The sequence below is a fragment of the Enterobacter sp. BIDMC 29 genome (assembly GCF_019378755.1).
Classification (GTDB): Bacteria; Pseudomonadota; Gammaproteobacteria; order Enterobacterales; family Enterobacteriaceae; genus Enterobacter; species Enterobacter ludwigii.
Genome location: NZ_CP080000.1, coordinates 710,133 through 733,312, shown reverse-complemented (window position 1 = coordinate 733,312; position 23,180 = coordinate 710,133). Strand labels below are relative to the sequence as shown.

General features: G+C 54.9%; 18 protein-coding genes. 1 reads left to right on the top strand and 17 read right to left on the bottom strand.

Annotated elements, in window-relative coordinates; translation table 11 throughout:
• Positions 1 to 25 precede the first annotated feature (25 nt).
• The 4 genes from mukB to cmoM are packed head-to-tail and all read right to left on the bottom strand — an operon-like array spanning position 26 to position 7,267.
• Complete coding sequence (gene mukB / locus JTA15_RS03310; protein WP_014169401.1) at positions 26 to 4,477, bottom strand: chromosome partition protein MukB; 4,452 nt, start codon at positions 4,475 to 4,477, stop codon at positions 26 to 28.
• Positions 4,477 to 5,181, bottom strand: a complete 705-nt coding sequence (gene mukE, locus JTA15_RS03305) for a chromosome partition protein MukE (RefSeq protein ID WP_014169400.1) — start codon at positions 5,179 to 5,181, stop codon at positions 4,477 to 4,479. Before mukE ends, mukB begins: the two co-directional genes overlap by 1 nt.
• Positions 5,162 to 6,484, bottom strand: coding sequence for a chromosome partition protein MukF (gene mukF, locus JTA15_RS03300; protein ID WP_014169399.1), 1,323 nt, complete (start codon positions 6,482 to 6,484; stop codon positions 5,162 to 5,164). Before mukF ends, mukE begins: the two co-directional genes overlap by 20 nt.
• A 3-nt stretch (positions 6,485 to 6,487) precedes the next feature.
• Entirely contained in the window at positions 6,488 to 7,267 is a 780-nt protein-coding gene (gene cmoM, locus JTA15_RS03295; RefSeq protein ID WP_020884812.1) for a tRNA uridine 5-oxyacetic acid(34) methyltransferase CmoM, read from the bottom strand.
• A gap of 124 nt (positions 7,268 to 7,391) precedes the next feature.
• On the opposite strand from cmoM, the gene elyC reads away from it, so the two are divergent.
• Complete coding sequence (elyC, locus tag JTA15_RS03290) at positions 7,392 to 8,171, top strand: envelope biogenesis factor ElyC (RefSeq protein ID WP_020884813.1); 780 nt, start codon at positions 7,392 to 7,394, stop codon at positions 8,169 to 8,171.
• Here the strand turns inward: elyC and JTA15_RS03285 are convergent.
• From JTA15_RS03285 to JTA15_RS03225, 13 genes are all read right to left on the bottom strand, one after another.
• Entirely contained in the window at positions 8,148 to 9,041 is an 894-nt protein-coding gene (locus JTA15_RS03285) for a YcbJ family phosphotransferase (protein ID WP_063215690.1), read from the bottom strand. The genes elyC and JTA15_RS03285 overlap by 24 nt on opposite strands.
• Before the next feature lie 141 nt (positions 9,042 to 9,182).
• The gene (gene kdsB, locus JTA15_RS03280; RefSeq protein WP_014169394.1) at positions 9,183 to 9,929 is read right to left on the bottom strand and encodes a 3-deoxy-manno-octulosonate cytidylyltransferase; all 747 of its coding nucleotides are present in this window, start codon (positions 9,927 to 9,929) and stop codon (positions 9,183 to 9,185) included.
• The gene (ycaR, locus tag JTA15_RS03275) at positions 9,926 to 10,108 is read right to left on the bottom strand and encodes a protein YcaR (RefSeq protein WP_006174474.1); all 183 of its coding nucleotides are present in this window, start codon (positions 10,106 to 10,108) and stop codon (positions 9,926 to 9,928) included. Before ycaR ends, kdsB begins: the two co-directional genes overlap by 4 nt.
• Before the next feature lie 45 nt (positions 10,109 to 10,153).
• Positions 10,154 to 11,383, bottom strand: a complete 1,230-nt coding sequence (locus JTA15_RS03270) for a winged helix-turn-helix domain-containing protein (RefSeq protein ID WP_219372857.1) — start codon at positions 11,381 to 11,383, stop codon at positions 10,154 to 10,156.
• Positions 11,384 to 11,427: 44 nt separating this feature from the next.
• A complete protein-coding gene (gene lpxK / locus JTA15_RS03265) occupies positions 11,428 to 12,405 on the bottom strand; it encodes a tetraacyldisaccharide 4'-kinase (protein WP_219372856.1) in 978 nt (325 codons plus the stop codon).
• Entirely contained in the window at positions 12,402 to 14,150 is a 1,749-nt protein-coding gene (msbA, locus tag JTA15_RS03260; RefSeq protein ID WP_020884816.1) for a lipid A ABC transporter ATP-binding protein/permease MsbA, read from the bottom strand. Before msbA ends, lpxK begins: the two co-directional genes overlap by 4 nt.
• Before the next feature lie 36 nt (positions 14,151 to 14,186).
• Positions 14,187 to 16,451 (bottom strand): ComEC family protein, encoded by a 2,265-nt coding sequence (locus JTA15_RS03255; RefSeq protein ID WP_219372855.1) that lies wholly within the window; start codon positions 16,449 to 16,451, stop codon positions 14,187 to 14,189.
• Positions 16,452 to 16,666: 215 nt separating this feature from the next.
• Positions 16,667 to 16,954 carry an integration host factor subunit beta gene (ihfB, locus tag JTA15_RS03250; protein WP_008499965.1) on the bottom strand — a complete coding sequence of 96 codons (288 nt, stop codon included), beginning with the start codon at positions 16,952 to 16,954 and terminating at the stop codon, positions 16,667 to 16,669.
• A 171-nt stretch (positions 16,955 to 17,125) separates the two neighbouring features.
• Entirely contained in the window at positions 17,126 to 18,799 is a 1,674-nt protein-coding gene (rpsA, locus tag JTA15_RS03245) for a 30S ribosomal protein S1 (protein WP_014169387.1), read from the bottom strand.
• A 110-nt stretch (positions 18,800 to 18,909) separates the two neighbouring features.
• Positions 18,910 to 19,593 carry a (d)CMP kinase gene (gene cmk, locus JTA15_RS03240; RefSeq protein ID WP_014169386.1) on the bottom strand — a complete coding sequence of 228 codons (684 nt, stop codon included), beginning with the start codon at positions 19,591 to 19,593 and terminating at the stop codon, positions 18,910 to 18,912.
• 253 nt (positions 19,594 to 19,846) lie between these two features.
• Positions 19,847 to 21,130 carry a 3-phosphoshikimate 1-carboxyvinyltransferase gene (gene aroA, locus JTA15_RS03235; RefSeq protein WP_193162999.1) on the bottom strand — a complete coding sequence of 428 codons (1,284 nt, stop codon included), beginning with the start codon at positions 21,128 to 21,130 and terminating at the stop codon, positions 19,847 to 19,849.
• A 68-nt stretch (positions 21,131 to 21,198) separates the two neighbouring features.
• Positions 21,199 to 22,287, bottom strand: a complete 1,089-nt coding sequence (serC, locus tag JTA15_RS03230) for a 3-phosphoserine/phosphohydroxythreonine transaminase (protein WP_025204554.1) — start codon at positions 22,285 to 22,287, stop codon at positions 21,199 to 21,201.
• A gap of 162 nt (positions 22,288 to 22,449) precedes the next feature.
• The gene (locus JTA15_RS03225) at positions 22,450 to 23,142 is read right to left on the bottom strand and encodes a DUF421 domain-containing protein (protein WP_193163001.1); all 693 of its coding nucleotides are present in this window, start codon (positions 23,140 to 23,142) and stop codon (positions 22,450 to 22,452) included.
• Positions 23,143 to 23,180: the final 38 nt, after the last annotated feature.

Sequence of the window (23,180 nt, the reverse complement as noted above, 5' to 3'; positions counted from 1 at the left end):
GCGCCGCTCACGGTTAGAAAACGCCTCAGGACGCGTCTGCCGTTGTTTCCGGTAAGGATTCTGGCGGCTGTGGGGCAAAACCGCGTAACCCGACCACGTGAACGTGTTCGGTATTCTGGAATACCTTACGCACCAGTTTATACGTGGTGCCTTTCTCAGGACTGATGTTCTCCGGCGCAGCGATAATGAGCTGCATATCAAGACGCTCACAGAGTTCAAACAGCGTGGCAATTGAGCGGGCGTCAAGACGCGCCGCTTCATCCAGGAACAGCAGTCGACATGGGGAGATATCTTTGCCGCGCAGACGACGTGCTTCATCTTCCCAGCTCTGGACCACCATCACCAGAATCGACATCCCGGTACCGATAGCTTCACCGGTAGAGAGTGCACCGGACTCCGCACGGAGCCAGCCGTCTGAACCACGGTTAACCTCCACTTCCATTTCCAGGTAGTTACGGTAATCCAGGAGCTCTTCACCAATGGTTTGCGGCGTGCGTTGCCCCATGTCAATCTGCGGATTAAGGCGCTGATACAGTTTCGCCAGCGCTTCGGAGAAGGTCAGACGGTTGCTGTTGAACAGATCCTGATGCTGTTCGTGCTGTTCAGACAACACTTCCAGCAGCGTCGAGTGCGCTTCACGCACGTTCACGTTCAGACGCACGCTGTTTACCTGACCAAACGATACGCTCTGCAAGCCCTGGTTCAGCTGGCGAATTCGGTTCTGCTCGCGCTGGATGGTTTTACGGATGATATTCGCCACGCTGCGGGAACTGATAGCCAGTTTCTGCTCGCGGGAGGTCAGCTCTTCCGTCAGGCGGCCCAGTTCGATTTCCATCTGCTCAATGGCTTCGACCGGATCGTCGGTACGAATGATGTCCTGACGAATACGCTCACGCAGGTGCTGATAAACGGCCACGAAGAACTGGATCTTACGCTCAGGGCGTTTCGGATCTTCGGACATACGCAGCACATCGCGCAGGTGTTCGTTATCCGCCACCGCCAGACGCAAGGCACCCAGCGCCTTATCCGACATAGAGCGCAGTTCATCCGCAGAGAGATAGGCCAGCTCGCGACGATGCAGACGGCGTTCAACGTTATTGTCTTTCACCATCCGCATGACGGCGCACCAGCCCGCCTTCGCGGTCACGACCTGCTCACGCATTTCGTGATAATCACGCTCCAGCTTGCGCAGGCGACGAGTCAGGTTATCCATTTCCGCTTCACAGAAGGTCAGCGCTTTTTCCAGCTGATTACGACGTGCGCGGTTATTACTGAGCTGCGCATGCAGTTCATCACGACGGATACGCGCCCGCTCTTCTGCTCCGCTGTCAGCACGGACGCCAATGTCCTGTAACTCTTTCTGAAGATCGTTTAACAGCTCTTTCTTGGTGTCGAAGGAGCTTTTCAGCGAGGCCAGGACCTGATTGTACTGGTTCAGCTGTGCCGAGTGGCTACGCATCGCATCACGGGCGCGAGTACGTTCCGCTTCAGCCTGTTCAAGGCGCTGACGCAGCTTCTCATTGAGATCGCTGTTACCGCTCAGCATCTCCGCGGAATCGGAGTAGCCGAAGTGGGCCCGGCGCTGCACCACTTCCGTCAGGGCAAACGCCTGCTGGCGCGCTTCGCGCTGCACCTGCTGCGACCAGGCGTAATCTTCTTTTAACTGCTCGAACTGCTCCGGATCGCTCTGCAACACGGAGACCATTGGTTCGAGCTTCGCCAGCTGATTACCGTACTGCTGAACAAAACGTGCCGCTTCCTGAGCTTCATCCAGACGTTCCTGAATCTCATCCACGCGGTCAGCCAGCGTGTCATCTGCCAGCAGATTCAGGCGAGGCAGGATGCGGTTAAGGGCCGCAACGCCCTCTTTCGCCTGTTCGAACTGAACGCGACTTTGCTGGTTGTCATTTTCATGGTTTGAGATCGCACGCTCAAGCTCGCCGCGACGGGTGTTGAGCTTGCGAATTTCGGCTTCCGGGTCAGCTTCAAACGCCACGCCCAGATGGCTGCCGATAAAGCGGCTGAACGCCTGATGAAGACGCTGAGTTTTCTGCACGTCAAACGACAGGGTCGCAAAACGTTCAGACAGCGTCTCACGCTCGGCGTGCAGACTTTCAATCCGGTTTTCACGCGCTGCGCGACCAAACAGCGGAAGCTCAGGGAAGCGAGAATAACGCCACTGACGATCGGCGATTTTGACGACAACCGCTTTTTCCAGCTCATCGACGCTGAATACGCTGTCATCGAACGACTGCGGGTCCCCTTCGATTAAATAGAGGTCTTCCGGGCAATCTTCCAGTCCTGCCAGCTGGTCAGCAATCAGCGACAGATCCGGGACCACAATCGCATTACGTGATGGGCCATACAGGGCTGAGAAGTACGGCGCATCGTCCAGACCGACATCGTCATAGATTTCGGACAACAGCACGCCGCCAAAACGTTCAGCCAGGGCGTTCAGACGTGAATCTTCCGAACCACCAGGCTGGCTTAAGCGCTCAATCTCTTCATCGATCTCACGTTTACGGGCGCCGACTTCATCGCGCTCAACAATCGCCTCGCGCTCGCGCTCAAGCAATTGTTGCAGATATTCGGTCACGTCCTGGCTGGACTCAAACTGTTCGCCGCACTGTTCACTGAGCTGGTTCAGGCTGCTTTGGGCAGCCAGCCAGACTGGTGCACGCTGCAGCAGCACCTTAGAACGGGACTGCAGCTGCTCCATCTCCTGGCGCAGCGTCATGCGCTGTTCACTGGCGTTGGATACGGAATCGGAAAGCGCAGCAATACGCGCTTCGAGCTCCTGATGCAGAGCTTCAAGATCGTCGAAATCGTAATTTTTGCCCTGGCGCTTACAGAACTCCGCCAGCATACGCTCGGCTTCCTGCTGTTCGCGAAGACGCTGTTCCAGTTCGTTCAGGCGCATACGCAGCGGCTGAACCTGCTCGGCCAGATGGCGCTGGTTCACACCGTCGCGCAGCAGTTCACGGGCAACTTCCCACGCTTCGTTACGCGCAAGCGGTCCGTTAATTGCCACAACCAGCTGGTACGCTTGCTCAAACTGACTGTGCGCCGTTTGCGCGACGCTCATCTTCTGTTCAAGCGAGAGCAGTTTCTCGGTCGCTTCCTGCTCTTTGGCCTGGAAGGTATCCAGCCACTGGTCAGCGCTTTCCGGGGTGAGGTCAGGCAGATGACACAGCTCTTTTGCACGCTGTAACGCCTGAAGTGCCTGGGTATACTGAATTGCACGCGTCTGCTGCACGTCCAGCGCCTGCTGGTAATCGGCCAGCTGATTTTTCAGCTCATCCACTTCCAGCTCGGCGGCCTCGGCACGTGCTTCGTTCTCTTCCTGCATGTCGGCAGCTTCCGCCACCACTTCATTTTGCTCTTCGAGACGAATTTGCAGCTCATCGAGATCCGCTTCGTAGCGCTCGATCTTCTCCTGCTGACGCAGGGCGGTCTGCACCAGGTTCAGGTGATCGCTGGCAGCCTGGTAATCGGCTTCCAGATCGCCTTCGGCACCGTTGTGCTCGCCCAGTTCACGCGCCATTTCGACGTGCTTATACTGCTCAGCCACCAGCTGTTTACGGGAGGTAAACAGCTCGCGGCGGTACTCTAACGCCTGATCGAGATGGACACGACGTTCATTGGCGTGACGCATATAGTCCGCCGCCACGTAGTTGGTGGCCTCGCTAATCAGGTGCTTAAACAGGTCACGGTCAGACTGCGTCACGCGAATGGCTTCGAGCGTCATCCGGTTTTCACGCAGCGCGGCTTCCATATCCTGGAAGGCCTTACGCACGCCGCTGTTTTCCGGTAACAGGTAGTCGCGCAGGGAGCGGGTAATGGCGCTGGAGATACCACCGTACAGCGATGCTTCGATCAAACGGTAGTATTTGCTACGGTCAGACGCGCTGCGCAGACGACGCGCCACAACGCCCAGATCGAACATCAGGGAGTGGTAATCCGTAATGGAGTTGAACTGCTTGAACTGCACGCCTTCGATGGTTTCGAGCTTATCTTTCAGCTCCTGCAGCGTCAGCACGCGCGCCTGGCGCTCATTCAGGGTTTCCGTCAGCAGCGCTGTGGGCTGCATGGAGGTTGGCAGACCCTGGATGGCAAACGGTTTAATGTCCACTTTACGGTCACGGCCTGCGACCTGCTGCAGACGTACCCCCACCACCACACGCTGATGTCGGGAGTTAATGACGTCCAGTACCGAATAACAGACGCCTGCTTTGAGTTTGCCGTGCAGGCCTTTATCGCGAGAGCCGCTGGTCGCCCCCGCTTCGGTGGTGTTACGGAAATGGAGCAGCGTCAGATCGGGGATCAGTGCCGTAACAAACGCCGCCATGGTGGTGGATTTACCCGCACCGTTACCACCGGAGAGCGTCGTAACCAGCTCATCCAGATCGAACGTCCGGGCAAAGAAGCCGTTCCAGTTAATCAGCGTTAGTGAGCGAAATTTACCGCGTTCAATCATTACTCTTCCTCCCCGCTATCCGGCAGATTCTCTTCATGCTCATCATCGAGCTGCAAATGGTTTTCCACCGGCATCGCTTCACCGTCGCGGATCATGCGAAGCTGCGCTTCACGCGCATCGTCGCCCGCACGCACATCGGCGCCGAAGCGGAAGACAGATTCCGTGATGCGGAATTTGCTGCTGTCATGGCCCATAAACCAGACCATGCCCAGACGACGCAGTCGATTAAGGGAAGAGCGAACTTTTTCCTGCAATTTCTGGCGGTCAAGATCCGAGCCGGTGGAGCGGTTATTCACCAGCTTAAGCAGCTTGCTCTCATCCGCCAGCGCCAGCAGCTCGTCGTAAAGCTCCTGCTGGGTGAAGATGCCTTCATTTGCCAGACGCTCCGGGCTGAGATAGAGGTAACAAAGAATTTTGCCGACCATCATATCCAGCTCAGAGAGCACGGAACGCGGAATCAGGGTTGTGGAACGTGGACGCAGGTAGAAAAACCCTTCCGGTGCGCGGATGAGCTCCACGTTATAGCGGGCGTAAAACTCTTCCAGGTACTCCTGGAAGTCCATCAAAAAGGCGTGATTGTCCAGCTCGTCTAAGCCAATGTGACGACCGGCACGCAGTTGGCTGTCCAGCGCCGGAAACAACGGATTCGCCAGCGCCTGTGCCAGCTTAACTGGCATCACTTGTTCAATATTTGTCAATGACATGCGCCTGTACCTTGGCTCCGTAATCGTTAATCGGCTGCCATTTCGGCGGCAGCCCGGTGAAATCTGCTTGCGCGACGCCCAGACGCACGGCCTGGTCTACCACAATGCGGGCGATGTCGAAGTGGCGCGCGCGAGGATATTGCGCCAGATAGTCGCGCACCACGAGCCCAAGATCCAGCGGCACTTGTCTGGTTTTGTAGACAGCGAGCTGTTCTTCGATCATCGCCGCAAGTTGCTCACGAATTTCGTTGAACTCTTCATATTCCAGATCCGGTGGCAGTTCACCGGTCACTTCTTCATCGCGCAGGGCCATCTCTTCGTCGCGCATATCCAGCAAACGATCGGCACTGGCGTAAGTCAGCGCCCATGGCGCATCGAAATAGGTCTGTACCGACTGGCGCAGACGCTGAGCAAAGACGCGGTTTTTATCCATATCGATCGCGGTACGGATAAATTTATGCACGTGACGGTCATAACCGATCCACAGGTCAATCGACTGCTGACCCCAGCTGATAATACGATCGAGTTTGCTCTGCAGATCGAACACCAGACGGTCAATAAAATGCAGATCGTCATGGGCCATGGTCGCATCCTGGATGCGCAGCAGGTTCGCCTGAAGCTTATCCCCTGCCGCTTCCAGCGTATCCTGCAGTTCACGCAGCGTACCCGAGGTTTCCGACAGCAACATTTCACAGCTGGAGATGGCCGCACGCCAGTCTTTATTCAGCAACTGTGCGATATCGTCTTTTACCTGTTGCTGCTGTTCATCCATCAGACGCTGAGTCAGATCGATGCTGTCGAAAATCTCTGCCACCGAATATTTCAGCGGCGCATAGACGTTACGGTGCCAGTGGAATTCGTCACCGTTTTCATCCGCTGCATCGGCGGCGCGCTTAAGTTCACCCGCCACGATCGAGAGCTGCATGGAAAGACGCAGCGTGGAAAATTCACGCTGGCGGATGTAGTAATCGGTGATGCCGATACCCAGTGGCGTCAGACGATAGATGGCGTTTCCTTCCGCCTGCTCGCTGGTAAAGCGGTTCAGCAGACGTTGACGCACCATATCGTTGATTGCGTTGTTGGCACGCACGCTAATGGTTTCGCTGGTTTGCTCAAACGCATCACTGACATGGCGGAACGCATCCACCAGTTCACCCTCGCTCATTTCGCCATCCAGCCGTTCGCCGTTCAGCGTGGCAACCGCCAGCAGAAAAGAGAGTCTGTCTACCGGCAGCGAGATGGAGAAATCGTTTTTCCTGGCCCAGGCAACCAGTTCGGGGACTGTCTGGGAAAATTCACTCATAGGTTATCCTTGCATCTGCGGCTTGTGCGCGGTGACGTGAATATAGCGGCCAAGACTGACAAAAGGTTCCTGACGACAATACCGCGTTTCTAATTCTGTTAAGGTGTCAAAACAGTCACGCTGTTTGTGTTTTTCACGCAGATAATCATGAAACACCCTGACGCCCGTTTTCCCGGTTATCTCCCAGCCAATCTCTTCCAGCCAGCCATACACCTGCTGCGGATCGCGCGGATAATCCGGGGAAAGCGTGCGTTTTTTCTTTTTTGGCATCCCGACCTGAACATAGTCGAAGTTACCCGCAACCATGTTGTGCATCAGGAAGCCGTTAGCATTGTAGAACATCAATGACAGCGTACCGCCCGGGCGCAACATCGACCACAGGGTGCGTAACACGCTTTGCGGATCGGCAACCCACTCCAGCACTGCATGAAACAATATCAGATCAACCTGGGTTTCCAAATGCTGTGCGATGTCCTGAGCGGCGCATTGTATAAAATGCATGTTGTCGCTCACACCTTTCTCTTCTGCGGCACGCGTCGCACGCGCGATCATCTCAGCAGAAAGATCGCAAAGCGTTACGTGATGACCGCGCTGGGCCATTTTGATAGCCGTCTGCCCTTCACCGCCGCCAGCATCCAGCACGCGCAACGTTTGCCCCTCAAACGAGGCCAGGATGTTGTCCAGATCCTGCCAGAGGATCGTCTGACGCAACTGCCCTTTCGTGGTGCCATAAATGTTGCGCGAAAACTTTTCCGCGATGTCATCAAAATTGCGATCCCGCATTGGGAGAGTTCCACTCGCTAACTGCAAAACCGCTATTTTGTCACACCCGCGCGGAGAATGAACCTCTCTGGTGTAATATCACGAGTAATCACCTGCTATATGGTTAAAAAAGGAACCAAAAAGGATGCTTTTTACCCTGAAGAAATACATTGGGGGGATGATGCTTCCCCTTCCATTGCTGCTTATCATCATTGCGCTGGGGCTGGCGCTGGTGTGGTTTAGTCGCTTTCAGAAAAGTGGCAAAACGCTTATTACCGTCGGCTGGCTGGTCCTGCTGCTGCTGAGTCTTCAGCCGGTCGCGGATAGCCTGTTACGCCCTGTCGAAAACAGGTACCCGACATGGCAGGGTCATCAGGAGGTGAAGTATATCGTGGTGCTGGGTGGGGGTTACACCTGGGATCCGAACTGGGCGCCCAGTTCAAATCTGATTAACAACAGCCTGCCTCGACTGAACGAAGGTATTCGCCTGTGGCTGGCGAATCCGGGATCGAAAATGATCTTTACCGGTGCGGCGGCAAAAACAAACCCGGTCAGCACGGCCGAAGCCGGAGCCAGAGTGGCTGAATCGCTGGGTGTACCGCGTTCCGCTATCATCACGCTGGACAGCCCAAAAGACACCGAAGAAGAAGCTGCTGCCGTGAAGCAGGCGATTGGCGATGCCCCGTTCCTGCTGGTTACGTCCGCCTCGCACCTGCCGCGGGCGATGATTTTCTTCGAAAGAGTTGGCCTGCATCCCCTCCCCGCGCCGGCTAACCAGATGGCCATCGACGCGCCGCTTAACCCGTGGGAACGGGCGATCCCGTCCCCGGTGTGGCTGATGCACAGCGATCGTGTCGGTTACGAAACGCTTGGACGCCTCTGGCAATGGCTAAAAGGCGCGTCAGGCGAGCCAGGGCAGGAGTGATTTCGTGGCGAGATCGAAGTTGGCGCGATTAAAACGGCCAGTATTGACCAGTTGCGCCACTTCATCCCAGAGCAGATAGAGCCAGCGGCGCCAGAGAAACGCTTCTGCAACCGGCGCCCGCTGGAGATAATGCCAGAGTAACCCCTCTGCGGCCCCGCTGTCGCTGAGCCTGAACAACTCGTACTCGCGCGGTGCCCAGAGCATGATCCCCGGCCCTACCATTGCCAGAAGCTGGTCGCTGCGAGGGTCTTTCAGCATGCTGCGCAGGGTAAAATTGCCGTGAACCAGCACGCAGTTGTCGTTAAAGCCGTCAAACAGCGCGGGCAAACACTCCCGGGTGCGGAACAAAATACGTTTGTCCTGCATGGTCAAACCGGTGTTATTAAACTGGTTAAGGGTTCCCCACAACACTTCGACCCGCTGGCGGTACCACAGTGGCCACAGGTTTTCCTGGGTGCTGTCTACCGGCCCGACGAGCCCACCGCTGTCTTGTCTGTGCCAGCCCAGCAGCGCCTCGACAATCTGATCTTTCAGCTGTTCCCAGCGTTCCGGTGAACGAGCAGGCGCTTCCACAGGCACGCCACGTAACCGCTCAATCAGCAGGATATCGGGGCCGGGGTGTTCTTCATGCGTCATCACGCCATACACCGTCGGCATGCGGACGGTCCCTTGTCGCGCAAGCATCGACATTTTCCAGGCCAGCTGCCTGGCAACGCCCGGCGAGGTAAAACTTCGGGCCATCAGCGGCATTGGGTTTCCCTGGCTGTCATATAACGACCAGAGTGCGGTATCTGCTTTTTCGTTCACACACTCAACCCTGCTTAACTTCTCACCCAGCAGATGGCTCAGTTCAGCACGCAGCTGTTCCATATGAGATTACCCCCATTAAGACTACTGCTTTTATAATGAGCGCGCGGACAGAAGATGTCACCCGACAGAGATCAATTATGGAAAAGAAAGGGAAAATAACCTGGAGAGAACATCCCCCCGTAAGGAGGGATGCGGGCGCTATTAACGCAATTCGGCGCGGACGCGCTCAAGATCTTCCGGGGTGTCAACACCCGTACCTGGCACTTCCTGCGCAACGGCAACGTGGATTTTTTCCCCGTACCAGAGCACGCGGAGCTGCTCCAGCATTTCGATATGCTCCAGCGGGCTGGGTGCCCATGTGACATAACGACGAATAAAGCCAGCGCGGTAGCCGTAGATCCCCAGATGACGCAGGAATGAATCACCAATGGTCTCTTTTGAAACCGCAAAACGATCACGATCCCAGGGAATAGTGGCGCGAGAGAAGTAGAGCGCATAGCCCTCGGCATCCATCACCACTTTCACCGCGTTCGGATTAAACGCCTCTTCAGCGTGGAGCACAGGTACAGCGAGCGTAGCCATACCGACCTGGCGCTGCGCCAGGTTTTCCGCCACCTGGCGAATAATGACCGCCGGGATCATCGGCTCGTCGCCCTGTACGTTAACGATGACCGTATCATCACTAAAACCGCATTTCTCAACCACTTCTGCCAGGCGCTCTGTGCCGGACTGGTGATCGGCGCGGGTCATGCACACTTCTCCGCCAGCCGCCTCAACCGCACGGGCAACGTCCGGATGATCGGTTGCCACGATAACACGCTCAGCACCGGACTCACGCGCACGTTCAAGGACATGCACAATCATCGGTTTGCCGTTGATATCCACCAGCGGTTTACCCGGCAGACGGGTTGATGCATAACGCGCAGGAATAATGACAACAAAACTCATGGTTTGCTCTCTTCTGCCACCAGGGAGCGGGCTTCGTTTTCCAGCAAAACCGGAATACCGTCGCGCAGCGGGAATGCCAGACTGTCCAGCTTGCAAATCAGCTCTTGTTTGTCCTGGCTGTAGTAAAGTTTGCCGTTGCACACCGGGCAGGCAATAATTTCAAGTAAACGGTGATCCATAGTTCCTCCGTATGGGTAATCGCTAAAGCTTAACACATTCCTTTTTCAGGGAGTGTCTGTTTCCCAGCCACGTCGACAGGTGCTAAACAACCCGTCAGGCACCCGACCCAGCGCCACGTCGTGGGCCCCCTGCCAGCATGCGAATTCGCTAATGGCGGAGATTAATCCTTTTTCCAGCGCCGCTGTGGTCTTGATCCCCTCTTCAAGATAGAGCGCGATAATCTCCAGCGTGCCGGTTTTGCGGTGCATTTTGGCGTCCATTCGACCGACCAGTTGCCCTTTGTGCAGCAGAGGCAACACAAAGTAGCCGTACTGACGCTTTGGCGCGGGGGTGTAACACTCAAGCCGATAGCTGAAATTAAACAGCTGTTCGGCCCGTTTTCTGTCCCACACGACCGGATCGAAAGGCGATAACACCGCGCTGTGGGTTGCCTGAAGCTTACTGTCCAGAGCCTGGGGTAAAAGCGGGAGGAGATCCGAATGCAGCCACATGTCCCCGAGGGTTTCTACCGTGACGGGGATAACACGATGTTCACGCTGCCACATTTCCAGCAGCGGTTTCAGGGCCGGCTGGCGAAGGCGATAGTAATCCGCCAGCCACTGCGGCCGGAAAATGCCCAGACTGCGGGCGCTGTTTTCCAGCATGATGGCTTCCGCGGCCTCCTGGGTGAGTAAGTCACGCTCATCGTCCCAGTGGGGCATCACGCGGTGCGTCAGGTCATACACGCGCTGAAAATTACGCCGTTCAATCACCATGACCTTACCGGACGTAAACAGTCCTTCAAGGTGGCGTTTGTGCGGCTTCCACTCCCACCAGCCGCTGGTCCCTTTTCTCGGATGTTCAAAATCGGCGGAACGTACAGGACCGTTTTGCTGAATATGCTCGATAAGCTGTGCAATTTCAGTCGCGTGCTCCTGCATCCATTCCTGGCGGTATTTCCAGCCCATCTTTTCGGGGGCCAGCATGCGATGGCGAACCAGGGCAAAATCGCTGCGCGGCAGGAAACAGGCCTCGTGCGCCCAGTACTCCATTAAGTCCCCCTTACTGAGCGTGTCATCCAGCCACTGAGGCGGATAATTCCCCAGTCGACTAAACAGCACAAGGTAAGGGCTACGGGCCACGATATTAATGGTGTCAATTTGAAGGAGCGACATGCGCTGAACGGTAGAGAGAATATCGGCGGGCTGCGCGCGGCGGCGGGGCTTTTTGAGCAGCCCCTGTGCGGCAAGGTGCAAATGACGTGCGGCTGAAAGCGAGAGTTGCGGTAAAGACATGCGTTTTCCTGTCAGTCAAAGCGCCACCAGAACCGCGTAAGCCATTACTGCACTAACGCAATCAGTTCCTTGAGCAATTGTTCCGGTTGCTCACCGCTGAGTTCAGCGTCAACCGGCAGATACCACCAGTTATCCTTCGCAAAGGCACGGCATTTCACCGCATCTTTTTCAGTCATGATTAGCGTCTGCCCCGGCGCAGTCAGGGCCGCGACCTGATCTGGCACCAGCGCCTGATGATCGGCCAGCGGAACGCGTTTTTCAAGCCGGGCGCCACACTGTTCCAGCGTCGCGAAGAAACGCGGAGGATGACCGATACCCGCCATGGCCACCAGCGCGGGTAACAACGAGACAGCACGGCGCTCTCCGGTCAACAGATTCACCGCCATTCCCGGCCTGAGATGCATAGGGATCTCACCCGGTTTGGCCTCTCCACCGTTAACAACCACCGCATCAACGGACCTGAGACGCGAAGCACGTTCACGCATTGGTCCGGCGGGTAGCCACCAGCCGTTACCGAACCGGCGAACCCCGTCAATGACCACAATCTCTTTATCACGCGCCAGCGCGTAATGCTGCAGACCATCGTCAGTAATAATAATGTCTACCGTGTGTTCGGCAAGAAGTGCCTGAACGGCATCACTGCGTACCGGGGAAACCGCAACAGGTACACCTGTACGCTGGTATATCAATACTGGCTCATCACCCGCTTCAGCGGTCGTAGTTTCCGCCGTCAGCAACAGGGGATACTGCGCCGCTTTTCCGCCATACCCACGCGATACCACGCCTGGGCGTATACCGCGTTTTTGCAGTTGCTCCACCAGCCAGATCACCACCGGTGTTTTACCGTTGCCGCCAGCCGTCAGGTTACCCACCACGACAACCGGCACCGGCGCGCGCCATGCTCGCTTTAACCCCAGGCGGTAAAGCAGACGAATGAGGCCGCTCACCAGGCCATAAAGCCAGGAAAGCGGCAGAAGCAGCAGCCACAGCGGTGATTCACCGGACCAGATGCGTGCAATCATTCGCCGAATTGCATCTTATGCAGTTGGGCGTAAACGCCGCGGTGCGCCAGCAAATCAGAGTGGCTTCCGCGTTCGACAATCACGCCATCTTCAACAACAACGATTTCGTCAGCCTGCTCGATAGTCGACAGACGGTGCGCAATCACCAGCGATGTACGGTTCTTTTGCAGCTCATCCAGCGCAGACTGAATGGCACGTTCAGATTCCGTATCCAGCGCAGAGGTTGCTTCATCCAGAATCAGAATCGGGCTATCACGCAACAGCGCACGAGCAATGGCGATACGCTGGCGCTGGCCACCGGAGAGCAGTACACCGTTCTCACCGATAATGGTATCCAGACCGTTATCCATCTTGTTGATAAAGTCCATCGCATAGGCCATACGAGCGGCCTTTTCAATCTCCGCACGGCTGTACTCTTCTGTACGCGCATAGGCAATGTTATTTGCCACCGTATCGTTGAAGAGATGCACATTCTGGGAGACCAGCGCCACCTGGTTACGTAGCGACTGCAGGGTATACTCCCGCAGGTCATGGCCATCCAACAGGATTTCACCCTCGTCGATATCATAGAAACGGGTGATCAGGCTGGCGATGGTGGATTTACCTGAGCCAGAGCGGCCTACCAGCGCAACGGTTTTACCCGCGGGAATGGACAGGTTGATATTACGCAAAGCCGGCGTTTCGCGGCCAGGATAGGTGAAAGTCACATTGCGGAATTCAACATCGCCGTGGGCGCGTTCAATCTCGCGTTTACCTTCATCTTTCTCCTGTTCGGTATCCAGAATGCTGAACAGGGTCTGGCAGGCAGCCATCCCGCGCTGGAACTGAGCGTTGACGTTCGTCAGTGATTTCAGCGGACGCATCAGGGCAATCATCGATGAGAAGACCACGGTGATGGTACCCGCCGTCAGCGTCTCCATCACGCTCGGGAAGCTGGCCGCATACAGAACAAAGGCCAGCGCCAGAGAAGCGATCAGCTGGATGATAGGGTCAGAAATTGAAGAGGCCGAAACCATTTTCATCCCCTGCAGACGCATTTTGTTGCTGACTTTATCAAAGCGTTTGGTTTCGACTTCCTGCCCGCCGAAAATCAACACCTCTTTATGCCCTTTCAGCATCTGCTCAGCGCTGGTCGTAACCTGGCCCATCGTGTTCTGCATATTCTTACTGATGTTGCGAAAACGCTTTGAAACGACGCGAATAGCAATAGAGACAACCGGTGCCAGCACGATAAGGATCAGTGACAGCTGCCAGCTGTAATAGAACATCATGATGAACAGACCGATAATCGATGCACCTTCACGCACCACGGTAATCAGCGCGTTGGACGACGATGATGCCACCTGCTCGGAGTCGTAGGTAATACGTGACAGCAAGGTACCGGTAGACTGCTTATCAAAGAACGCTACTGGCATGCCCATCATGTGGCCAAACAGCCGACGGCGCATGGTCATAACGACTTTCCCGGAAACCCAGGAGATACAGTAGCTCGAAATGTAGCTGGTGATACCGCGTAAGATCATCAGTCCAATAACCACCAGTGGCATCCATATCAGCACTGAGCGATCTGTTTTACCAAAACCGTCATCCAGTAACGGTTTGAGAAGCGATAACATAAACGTATCGCTGGCTGCGTTGAGGACTAACGCTACACCCGCCACGATCAAGCCTGCTTTAAAAGGTGCAATCATCGGCCAGAGTCGGCGGAAGGTTTGCCACGTGGAGAGATCTTTGTCGTTATGCATTCAAAAAACCAGCATCTGTTGAAATAGCCGCATATTCTACCCGTTATCTCCGGGCGCGCCAAACCACTGATGATACCAACGCGGTAAATATTCATCACGTACGCGCTGTATTTGCCATCGATGTTGCGAGAATGTCACCGATATTTGTCCAGAATGGGGGGTATCGTGCCAGATATAGCCCTCTTTTCGATAACGTCTGATAACTTTTGCCGACGGAAAATGCCATGCGTTATAGCGGGCCGCAGAATCGAGCGCGATCCTCCCCTCTACCCGCTGCACCAGTGGCAATGATGAAGACGTATTGCTGCCATGATGGGGTACCTGTATTACAGTGGACGTCAGATGACGCCAGTAATGGCTAAGCATAGTCTGTTCCGCTTGCGCTTCAATATCCCCCGTAAGCAACGCACTCTGCTCACCATCGTCGATTTTTACCACACAGGAGCGATTGTTCCCCCTTTCGGAATAGCCCTCAGGTGGCCAGTGGACGGTGAAGGTTAACCCCTCCCATATCCATCTCTGCCCGCGAAAACAAGGCCGATGTTCCGCCCGATCTAACGGGCTTCTTATCCATAACGTGGGCCATGTTTTTTGCAGCGTCGCCAGACCGCCCGCATGGTCGAGATGCTCATGACTGAGGATGACGCCTTCTGGTTGCAAATGGTGCCAGCGTAGCCACGGAATGATTAACTGCCGGGCACTATCACCACCCGGCCAGGCGAGCCCGGTATCATAAAGAAGGGCTTTACCGTGGCGTTCAATGACCATTGCCAGTCCCTGCCCCACATCCAGCATATGCAGTGTCCAGCCCTCACTTCTCACCGTTCGCCAGAGCGGAAATGCCAGTAAGACACTCCCTGCCAGACACACTGCAGGAACGGATTTCCAGGCATGAAAGCGCCAGCCGATAATGGCAAGCCAGGGCAATAACGTCAGGTATTGCCATCGTTCATCTACGTTCTGCCAGCCATCCGGCAGGCGCATCAGCATCCAGAACAACCCTCCCAGGGATTTATCGGCTGCAAGCCAGAGGGCACTTTCCAGCGCCGTCAGCGGCAACAGATGAAGCAACATTCCGGACAGGATCAGCGGTACGCAGACAAAAGTAACCAGGGGGACGGCAAAGAGATTAGCCACCAGGGAAGAGAGGCTAAACCCATGAAAAATCAGCACCTGTAATGGCATGAGCAGAAGCAACATGCCGGTTTGCAGATAAAGCAGATTCATCAGAGGCTGTAACCAGCGAACCCGGTGCCCGCGAGGAAGAGGCAGCCACTGAAACCAGAAAATCAGTGCGGCGACGGCAAACGCTGAAAGGGCCAGACTTTGAGAAAGCACGGCTAAGGGATCGCTTATCAGGATTGCCGCGATACAGCAACACCACACCTGCCAGGGAGACCACTGACGGGCGCCAATGCGCAATGCCGCCAGCACGGCAAGTGCGATAACCGTTCGCAATGCGGGCGGTTGCAGCCCGGTAAGCCAGGCGTAGAAAGCGGCAAAGAGCAACCCGGCCAGGAGAGGAATCTGCCAGTGGATCCAGTGGCCCGGCATCAAGAACTGAAGCCCACGCGCAAGTAACCAGACGATGGATGCGGCCAGCGCAATATGCAGACCCGAAATTGCCATCAGGTGCAGCGTGCCGGTGTCGCGCATCAGATCTTTAATTTCCCGGGGCACCTCCAGACGTTCTCCCATCCCCAGCCCAAGCATAACCGCGCCCCAGTGAAAAGCAGAAAGCCGGTGTTGCAGTGACATCAGGTACTGAGCACGCAAGCTGCAGTTTTCATCGACGATTTTCGCCTGCGTAAAACGTCCGCTGAGCGTCTGGTGTCGGGCAAAGGCGCTTCGCTGGGGATCATATCCCCCGTCGTTTAGCTCGCCATGCACAGGCCGGAGCCTCAGCGTCATAGCCCAGCGCTGACCGGCACACACCTTTTGCGGCAGGTAATTGCCATACAGCGTCACGCCCGTGGATGCCCACCAGCGTTGACCATCGACACGCAGAATGTTGCCCTGATGCATTGTTGCACCATCGGTGGCCGTGATTTCTATCTCTGCCTGCACTGCTCCCATCGTTAAATGTTGCATCGGCCAGACGCTTTCCTGCGCAGCAAGAAGACCCCAGGCACAAAATAACACCATAATCCCCATATACTTCAGGACGTTGTTTCGCTGGGCGGCCAGCGCTATCCCACAGGCTATCATTACCCACACGGTTTGACGTTCAGGCAGGACGGGTAACCAGAGTAACGGAATGATCGCCAGAATGGCGCAAAGACTTATCGCGGGAATGCCCATTACTACCTCCCTGTTTGAGGGTGACAGTATGGAAGCAGGCAGGGTGAGTCGTCAGCCAGAAGAAACGCGGTTTACAGCGGGCGCTGAAGCATTTTTATCCGTTTGCAGAAAACAAAAGGAAAATTGCGCGGCATCTTCAGAATAAAAGCGACAGGCACAAAAAAAGCACCCGCAGGTGCTTTCTTTCGAACCCAGTTTAGCGCTGATGGCTAAACTCAGTTGCCGTAAATGTTGGCGCGATCGCGCAGTTCTTTACCCGGCTTAAAGTGTGGAACGTACTTACCTTCCAGTTCGACTTTATCGCCAGTTTTCGGGTTACGCCCGGTACGTGGAGCACGATAGTGCAGAGAAAAACTACCGAAACCGCGGATTTCAATGCGCTCGCCCTGGGCAAGAGTGGAGGCCATATGCTCCAGCATCTCTTTTACGGCATCCTCCACTGCTTTCGCAGGGATATGCGGTTGCTGACTGGCAAGTCTTTCAATCAATTCTGACTTGGTCATGATTCCTCCGGTTCCTTTCAAACCAATTAGCTGAACAGCTCATTAAACAAGGGCGGCCGTAGCCGCCCTTTGTTATTGATTACAGGACGAATCCTCTAATCTGTCAAGTTTGCTCCTCATCCTTCTCGCTGTAAATGCGTTACAGCTCAAAATGATGCGGACAACCTGATATTACTCGCCTTTAGCTGCTTTGAAAGCTTCAGCCATTGCGTTGTTAGAGAAGTTTGCATCTTCCTGTTTGTTAACAGTGGCGATTGCATCTTTCTCATCAGCTTCGTCTTTAGCACGAACAGACAGGCTGATTGCACGGTTCTTACGGTCAACACCGGTGAACTTAGCTTCAACGTCGTCACCAACGTTCAGAACCAGAGTCGCATCTTCAACGCGGTCACGTGAAGCTTCAGAAGCGCGCAGGTAACCTTCAACGCCGTCAGCCAGTTCTACGGTTGCGCCTTTAGCGTCAACTGCAGTGACTTTACCGTTTACGATTGCGCCTTTCTTGTTCAGTGCAACCCAGTTGTTGAACGGATCTTCTGCGAGCTGTTTAACGCCCAGGGAGATACGTTCACGCTCTGCGTCAACCTGCAGAACAACTGCAGCGATTTCGTCGCCTTTTTTGTATTCACGCACTGCTTCTTCGCCTGCAACGTTCCAGGAGATGTCAGACAGGTGAACCAGGCCATCGATGCCGCCGTCCAGGCCGATGAAGATACCGAAGTCAGTGATAGACTTGATTTTACCTTCAACACGGTCACCCTTGTTGTGGGTTTCCGCGAACTGCTGCCATGGGTTGTTTTTGCACTGTTTCAGGCCCAGGGAGATACGACGACGTTCTTCGTCGATATCCAGAACCATAACTTCCACTACATCACCAACGTTAACAACTTTGGATGGGTGGATGTTTTTGTTGGTCCAGTCCATTTCGGAAACGTGCACCAGGCCTTCAACGCCTTCTTCGATTTCAACGAAGCAGCCGTAGTCAGTCAGGTTGGTAACGCGACCAGTCAGTTTAGTACCTTCTGGGTAACGCTTAGCGATAGCTACCCATGGATCTTCGCCCAGCTGTTTCAGGCCGAGGGATACACGAGTACGCTCGCGGTCGAACTTCAGCACTTTAACAGTGATTTCGTCGCCCACGTTCACGATTTCGCTTGGGTGCTTAACGCGTTTCCACGCCATGTCGGTGATGTGCAGCAGGCCATCAACGCCGCCCAGGTCAACGAATGCGCCGTAGTCAGTGAGGTTCTTAACGATACCTTTGACTTCCATGCCTTCCTGCAGGTTTTCCAGCAGCTGATCGCGTTCTGCGCTGTTTTCGGATTCGATAACGGCACGACGGGATACAACAACGTTGTTACGCTTCTGGTCCAGCTTGATTACTTTGAACTCAAGCTCTTTGCCTTCGAGGTGCAGGGTGTCACGGACTGGACGAACGTCTACCAGAGAACCTGGCAGGAACGCACGAATACCATTCAGCTCAACAGTGAAGCCACCTTTAACTTTGCCGTTGATAACACCGACCACAGTTTCAGCTTCTTCATAAGCTTTTTCCAGCGTGATCCAAGCTTCGTGACGTTTAGCTTTTTCACGGGAAAGCAGGGTTTCGCCGAAGCCGTCTTCTACTGCATCCAGAGCAACGTCAACTTCGTCACCAACCTGGATTTCCAGCTCGCCCTGGGCGTTTTTGAACTGCTCTGCCGGAATGGCGGACTCAGATTTCAGACCGGCGTCAACCAGTACTACGTCTTTGTCGATAGCAACAACAACACCACGAACGATGGAACCCGGACGGGTTTCGATTGTTTTTAAGGATTCTTCAAATAGTTGAGCAAAAGATTCAGTCATGTTTAATCTTCAGGTTAATATAACGTCCACCTGGCTCCGTGCCGGATGGGGTTGTTTCACATACCCGCCGTCAATCCATTGCAGCGGGGGTACTGCTAAATCGGTCGCAATTACGCGAGTGCCAGTTTTTGGCGCGCATATTGTAGCGCTTTTTCAATCACTTGCTCAATAGTTAAACTGGTTGAATCCAGAACTAATGCATCTTCTGCAGGAACAAGTGGGGCGACGGCGCGGTTACGATCGCGGTCATCGCGCTCTTTTATCTCGGACAAAAGGCGATCAAAGTTAACACTAAACCCCTTTTCCTGCAACTGAAGCATGCGGCGTTGAGCCCGTTCTTCCGAGGAGGCGTCGAGGAAAATTTTCACCGGCGCATCAGGGAAGACAACAGTTCCCATGTCACGCCCGTCAGCGATCAGGCCAGGCAGTTCGCGGAAGGCGCGTTGACGGCGCAGCAGTGCTTCACGCACGCGCGGGAAAGCGGCAACCTGTGACGCGGCATTCGCCACGTCCTGAGTCCGAATTTCACCGCTGACATCTTCACCTTCGAGAATCACTTCCAGATTTCCGTTGGTAGAGATAAAGCGGACATCAAGATGGGTAGCCAGCGGAACCAGCGCGTCTTCGGAGGCCACATCAACATGGTGATGCAGCGCCGCAAGCGCTAACACGCGGTAAATAGCACCAGAGTCCAGCAGATGCCATTGCAATGCTTCCGCCATTGCCTTGCACAAGGTGCCCTTTCCTGCACCGCTTGGGCCATCAATGGTTATGACCGGGGCAATTGCCGTCATCTTTATCTCCTTAAACAGGCATACCGTTAACGTAAACGCCGCGCATTATACGCGCCAATGCCCACAATCGTTAACGTTGTGTGCAAAAACGCGAATTACAGGTATTTAGATGAAGAATTATTGCGCAATGATACTTCTACATCGTTCGCGTTGCTTGCAGGCGGCAGGCGCACATCTTCAGAAGTGTAGATCATCACGTCAATGAGTGGGAACGGTGTAAGCGCGCCAGCACAGAGGCTGGCGCGAAGGCAAATCAGGAAGGGGTACTGATACGCGCCAATTGCTCGAAGTAGTCCGGGAAGGTTTTCGCCGTACACTTCGGGTCGAGAATGGTCACCGGCGTATCGGAGAGCGCCACCAGCGAGAAGCACATTGCCATGCGGTGATCGTTATAGGTGCCGATTTCCGCAAACTGCAGTTTTGCCGGAGGCGTGACGCGGATGTAGTCTTCGCCCTCCTCCACTTCGGCGCCCACTTTACGCAGTTCGGTCGCCATCGCGAACAGACGGTCAGTCTCTTTTACGCGCCAGTTGTAAATGTTACGCAGCGTCGTGGTGCCTTTTGCGAAGAGCGCCGCCGTGGCAATGGTCATCGCCGCATCCGGGATATGGTTCATGTCCATATCGATAGCGTTCAGCTCGCCATGGGTGCAGGAGATGAAATCATCGCCCCAGGTAATCGTGGCGCCCATTTTTTCCAGCACATCAGCAAAACGGATATCGCCCTGAACGCTGTTACGGCCAATGCCGGTCACTTTCACCGTACCGCCCTTAATCGCCCCTGCCGCCAGGAAATAGGAGGCAGACGAAGCATCACCTTCCACAAGGTAATGACCCGGAGACTGGTACTGCTGCGCACCGCGAACCACGAATTGCTGATAAGCGCGGTTTTCCACCTCAACCCCGAAGGTTTTCATCAGGTGCAGCGTAATATCAATGTACGGTTTAGAGACCAGGTCGCCTTTGATGGTGATGACCGTATCCTGTGGTGCCAGCGGCGCAGTCATCAGCAGAGCCGTCAGGAACTGGCTGGAGACGCTGCCATCCACGTCGACGTTACCGCCATTGAAACCACCGCGCAGACGCAGAGGCGGGTAATTTTCCTGCTCCAGATACTCAATCTGCGCGCCGCCCTGACGAAGGGCATCCACCAGATGGCCAATGGGACGCTCTTTCATGCGTGGCTCACCGGTCAGCACAATATTGTTGCTGCCCAGGCACAGGGCCGCCGCCAGCGGGCGCATTGCCGTCCCCGCATTACCCAGAAACAGTTCACGCTCTTCAGCCGAGCGTAACGCGCCGCCGTTGCCGGTCACTTCACAGCGGGTGCGGTCGTCAGACAGCGTGTAATGAACTCCCAACGCTTTCAGCGCATTGAGCATATGGCGCACGTCATCGCTGTCCAGCAGGTTTGTGAGGACGGTGGTGCCGTTTGCCAGAGCTGCCAGCAGCAGAGCACGGTTCGAGACACTTTTTGAACCAGGCAGATTAATGGTGCCATCTACCCGCGCGATAGGTTGTAACGTCAGGGATTCCATGAAACTTAACTCTCAACTCAACATAATAAAAACCCCGCAGCAGGGCTACGGGGGTGAAAACAGCGTAATTAACCGTGGCGACGTTCGAAGTCGATCATGAAATCGGTCAGGGTTTTAACCCCTTCCAGCGGCATCGCGTTATAGATAGAGGCACGCATACCGCCTACAACACGGTGGCCTTTCAGCGCATGCAGGCCTGCAGCGAAGGACGCTTCAAGGAAGACTTTATCCAGGTTGCTGTCCGCCAGCTGGAACGGCACATTCATACGAGAACGGTTAGCTTTCGCGACATCGTTACGGTAGAAATCGCTCTTATCGATCACGCCATACAGCAGGTCGGCTTTCTGCTGATTGATTTTGTCCATCTGCGCCACGCCGCCGTTTTGCTTGAGCCATTTAAAGACCAGGCCAGAGAGGTACCAGGCAAACGTAGGGGGGGTGTTGAACATGGAGTCGTTATCGTTGAGGACCGTATAATCCAGAATAGACGGGCAAGACTGATGGGCTTTACCCAGCAAATCTTCGCGCACGATGACGATCGTCAAACCCGCCGGGCCGATATTTTTCTGCGCACCCGCATAGATAACACCGTAGCGGCTGACGTCAATTGGCGCGGACAAAATGGTTGAGGAGAAATCGGCTGCAACCACCACGTCTTTACCGAAGTTCGGGGTCTCGTCGATGGCAATCCCGTCGATGGTTTCATTTGGGCAATAGTGCAGATACGCAGCGTTATCAGAGAGCTGCCACTCGCTCATCGGCTTCACGGCACGCAGGCCATCAACGGTAATTTTGGCGTCGATAACATTTGGCGAGCAGTACTTTTTGGCTTCTTTAACCGCACTTGCCGCCCAGTAACCCGCATCAACGTAGTCTGCCGTGGTTTTGTCGCCGAGGATATTCAGCGGGACGCCAGCAAACTGACCGCGGCCACCGCCGTGGCAGAACAAAACTTTGTAGTTTGAGGGAATGTTCAGCAGATCGCGAAAATCCTTTTCTGCCTCTTCCGCCACCTGAATAAACTCTTTACCACGGTGGCTGATTTCCATCACCGACGTACCCAGACCGTTCCAGTCACAAAGTTCCTGTTGAGCCTGTTTAAGCACGTCTGCCGGCAACATCGCCGGACCTGAACTGAAATTAAAGACTTGAGCCATTTCCCCTCACCACGCTAAAAGCAATAAGTTATAACTGTGGATATCGGTTTTATCATTCAGTGACACGCGCCGCAATGTCTAAAACTTATGACCGGTGAAATGTGTCCCGCGTCACACAATACAATCTGCCATCTCACTGCGGCAAAACCGACAATATGGCTGTCAGGTAAGGCGTTTGGCCCGGCTAACCTTCGTCCATTCCGGATTTGTACAGCGGGGACATAATTGATGATCGCCCGGCTGCATCGCCACAACATGGCTACATTTTATACAGGCATATTCGCCTGACTCAGGCACGGTCGTGAAACGCTCAATAAGCATATCCGGCAGAATACAGAGCCCCGGCTTCACCTCGTCGTCAGCATAGTAATAGACGCTGATTTGCCCGTTCGTTTCCATGATTGCCAGCCGCACCTGCCCGAGTTGTTCGACACTATTCAGACGCAGTTCCATAAAAAACTCGAACTCGGTCATGTTGGCACTCTGTACATTTTCCCAGGCCAGCCGCCCGTTCTCGACGATAACCACCGGCTTCCCTTCGAGAAGATCTTCCAGCTTTTCACTTTTCGACATCAGCCACATGACAAGCCGGTAAAGTAGCGCCAGTGAGACAAAAACGATAAAGACCGGCACCATCGGCACATCGTCGTAAAAGGCGACATCCCCCGCCGCTGAACCCAGCGTCAGAATAATCAGCACCTCAAAGAGGGACATCTGCCGGACGCCACGCCGCCCGGTGATTTTGAGAAACAGGAAGACCAATACAAAGGTATACAGGCTGCGCAGGGCCACTTCGCCCAAAAATTCGGGAGGAACTTTATCAAACGCCATCCGCTGGAGATCAAATGCTTTCATTTTTCTATGCCTTAACAGTAAGTTACTGTCTGTAAGCA

What these genes read in the sequence shown, in the direction of transcription:
- mukB (WP_014169401.1), bottom strand. Translation starts at nt 4,477, where the DNA reads ATGATTGAACGCGGTAAATTTCGCTCACTAACGCTGATTAACTGGAAC.
- mukE (WP_014169400.1), bottom strand. Translation starts at nt 5,181, where the DNA reads ATGTCATTGACAAATATTGAACAAGTGATGCCAGTTAAGCTGGCACAG.
- mukF (WP_014169399.1), bottom strand. Translation starts at nt 6,484, where the DNA reads ATGAGTGAATTTTCCCAGACAGTCCCCGAACTGGTTGCCTGGGCCAGG.
- cmoM (WP_020884812.1), bottom strand. Translation starts at nt 7,267, where the DNA reads ATGCGGGATCGCAATTTTGATGACATCGCGGAAAAGTTTTCGCGCAAC.
- elyC (WP_020884813.1), top strand. Translation starts at nt 7,392, where the DNA reads ATGCTTTTTACCCTGAAGAAATACATTGGGGGGATGATGCTTCCCCTT.
- JTA15_RS03285 (WP_063215690.1), bottom strand. Translation starts at nt 9,041, where the DNA reads ATGGAACAGCTGCGTGCTGAACTGAGCCATCTGCTGGGTGAGAAGTTA.
- kdsB (WP_014169394.1), bottom strand. Translation starts at nt 9,929, where the DNA reads ATGAGTTTTGTTGTCATTATTCCTGCGCGTTATGCATCAACCCGTCTG.
- ycaR (WP_006174474.1), bottom strand. Translation starts at nt 10,108, where the DNA reads ATGGATCACCGTTTACTTGAAATTATTGCCTGCCCGGTGTGCAACGGC.
- JTA15_RS03270 (WP_219372857.1), bottom strand. Translation starts at nt 11,383, where the DNA reads ATGTCTTTACCGCAACTCTCGCTTTCAGCCGCACGTCATTTGCACCTT.
- lpxK (WP_219372856.1), bottom strand. Translation starts at nt 12,405, where the DNA reads ATGATTGCACGCATCTGGTCCGGTGAATCACCGCTGTGGCTGCTGCTT.
- msbA (WP_020884816.1), bottom strand. Translation starts at nt 14,150, where the DNA reads ATGCATAACGACAAAGATCTCTCCACGTGGCAAACCTTCCGCCGACTC.
- JTA15_RS03255 (WP_219372855.1), bottom strand. Translation starts at nt 16,451, where the DNA reads ATGGGCATTCCCGCGATAAGTCTTTGCGCCATTCTGGCGATCATTCCG.
- ihfB (WP_008499965.1), bottom strand. Translation starts at nt 16,954, where the DNA reads ATGACCAAGTCAGAATTGATTGAAAGACTTGCCAGTCAGCAACCGCAT.
- rpsA (WP_014169387.1), bottom strand. Translation starts at nt 18,799, where the DNA reads ATGACTGAATCTTTTGCTCAACTATTTGAAGAATCCTTAAAAACAATC.
- cmk (WP_014169386.1), bottom strand. Translation starts at nt 19,593, where the DNA reads ATGACGGCAATTGCCCCGGTCATAACCATTGATGGCCCAAGCGGTGCA.
- aroA (WP_193162999.1), bottom strand. Translation starts at nt 21,130, where the DNA reads ATGGAATCCCTGACGTTACAACCTATCGCGCGGGTAGATGGCACCATT.
- serC (WP_025204554.1), bottom strand. Translation starts at nt 22,287, where the DNA reads ATGGCTCAAGTCTTTAATTTCAGTTCAGGTCCGGCGATGTTGCCGGCA.
- JTA15_RS03225 (WP_193163001.1), bottom strand. Translation starts at nt 23,142, where the DNA reads ATGAAAGCATTTGATCTCCAGCGGATGGCGTTTGATAAAGTTCCTCCC.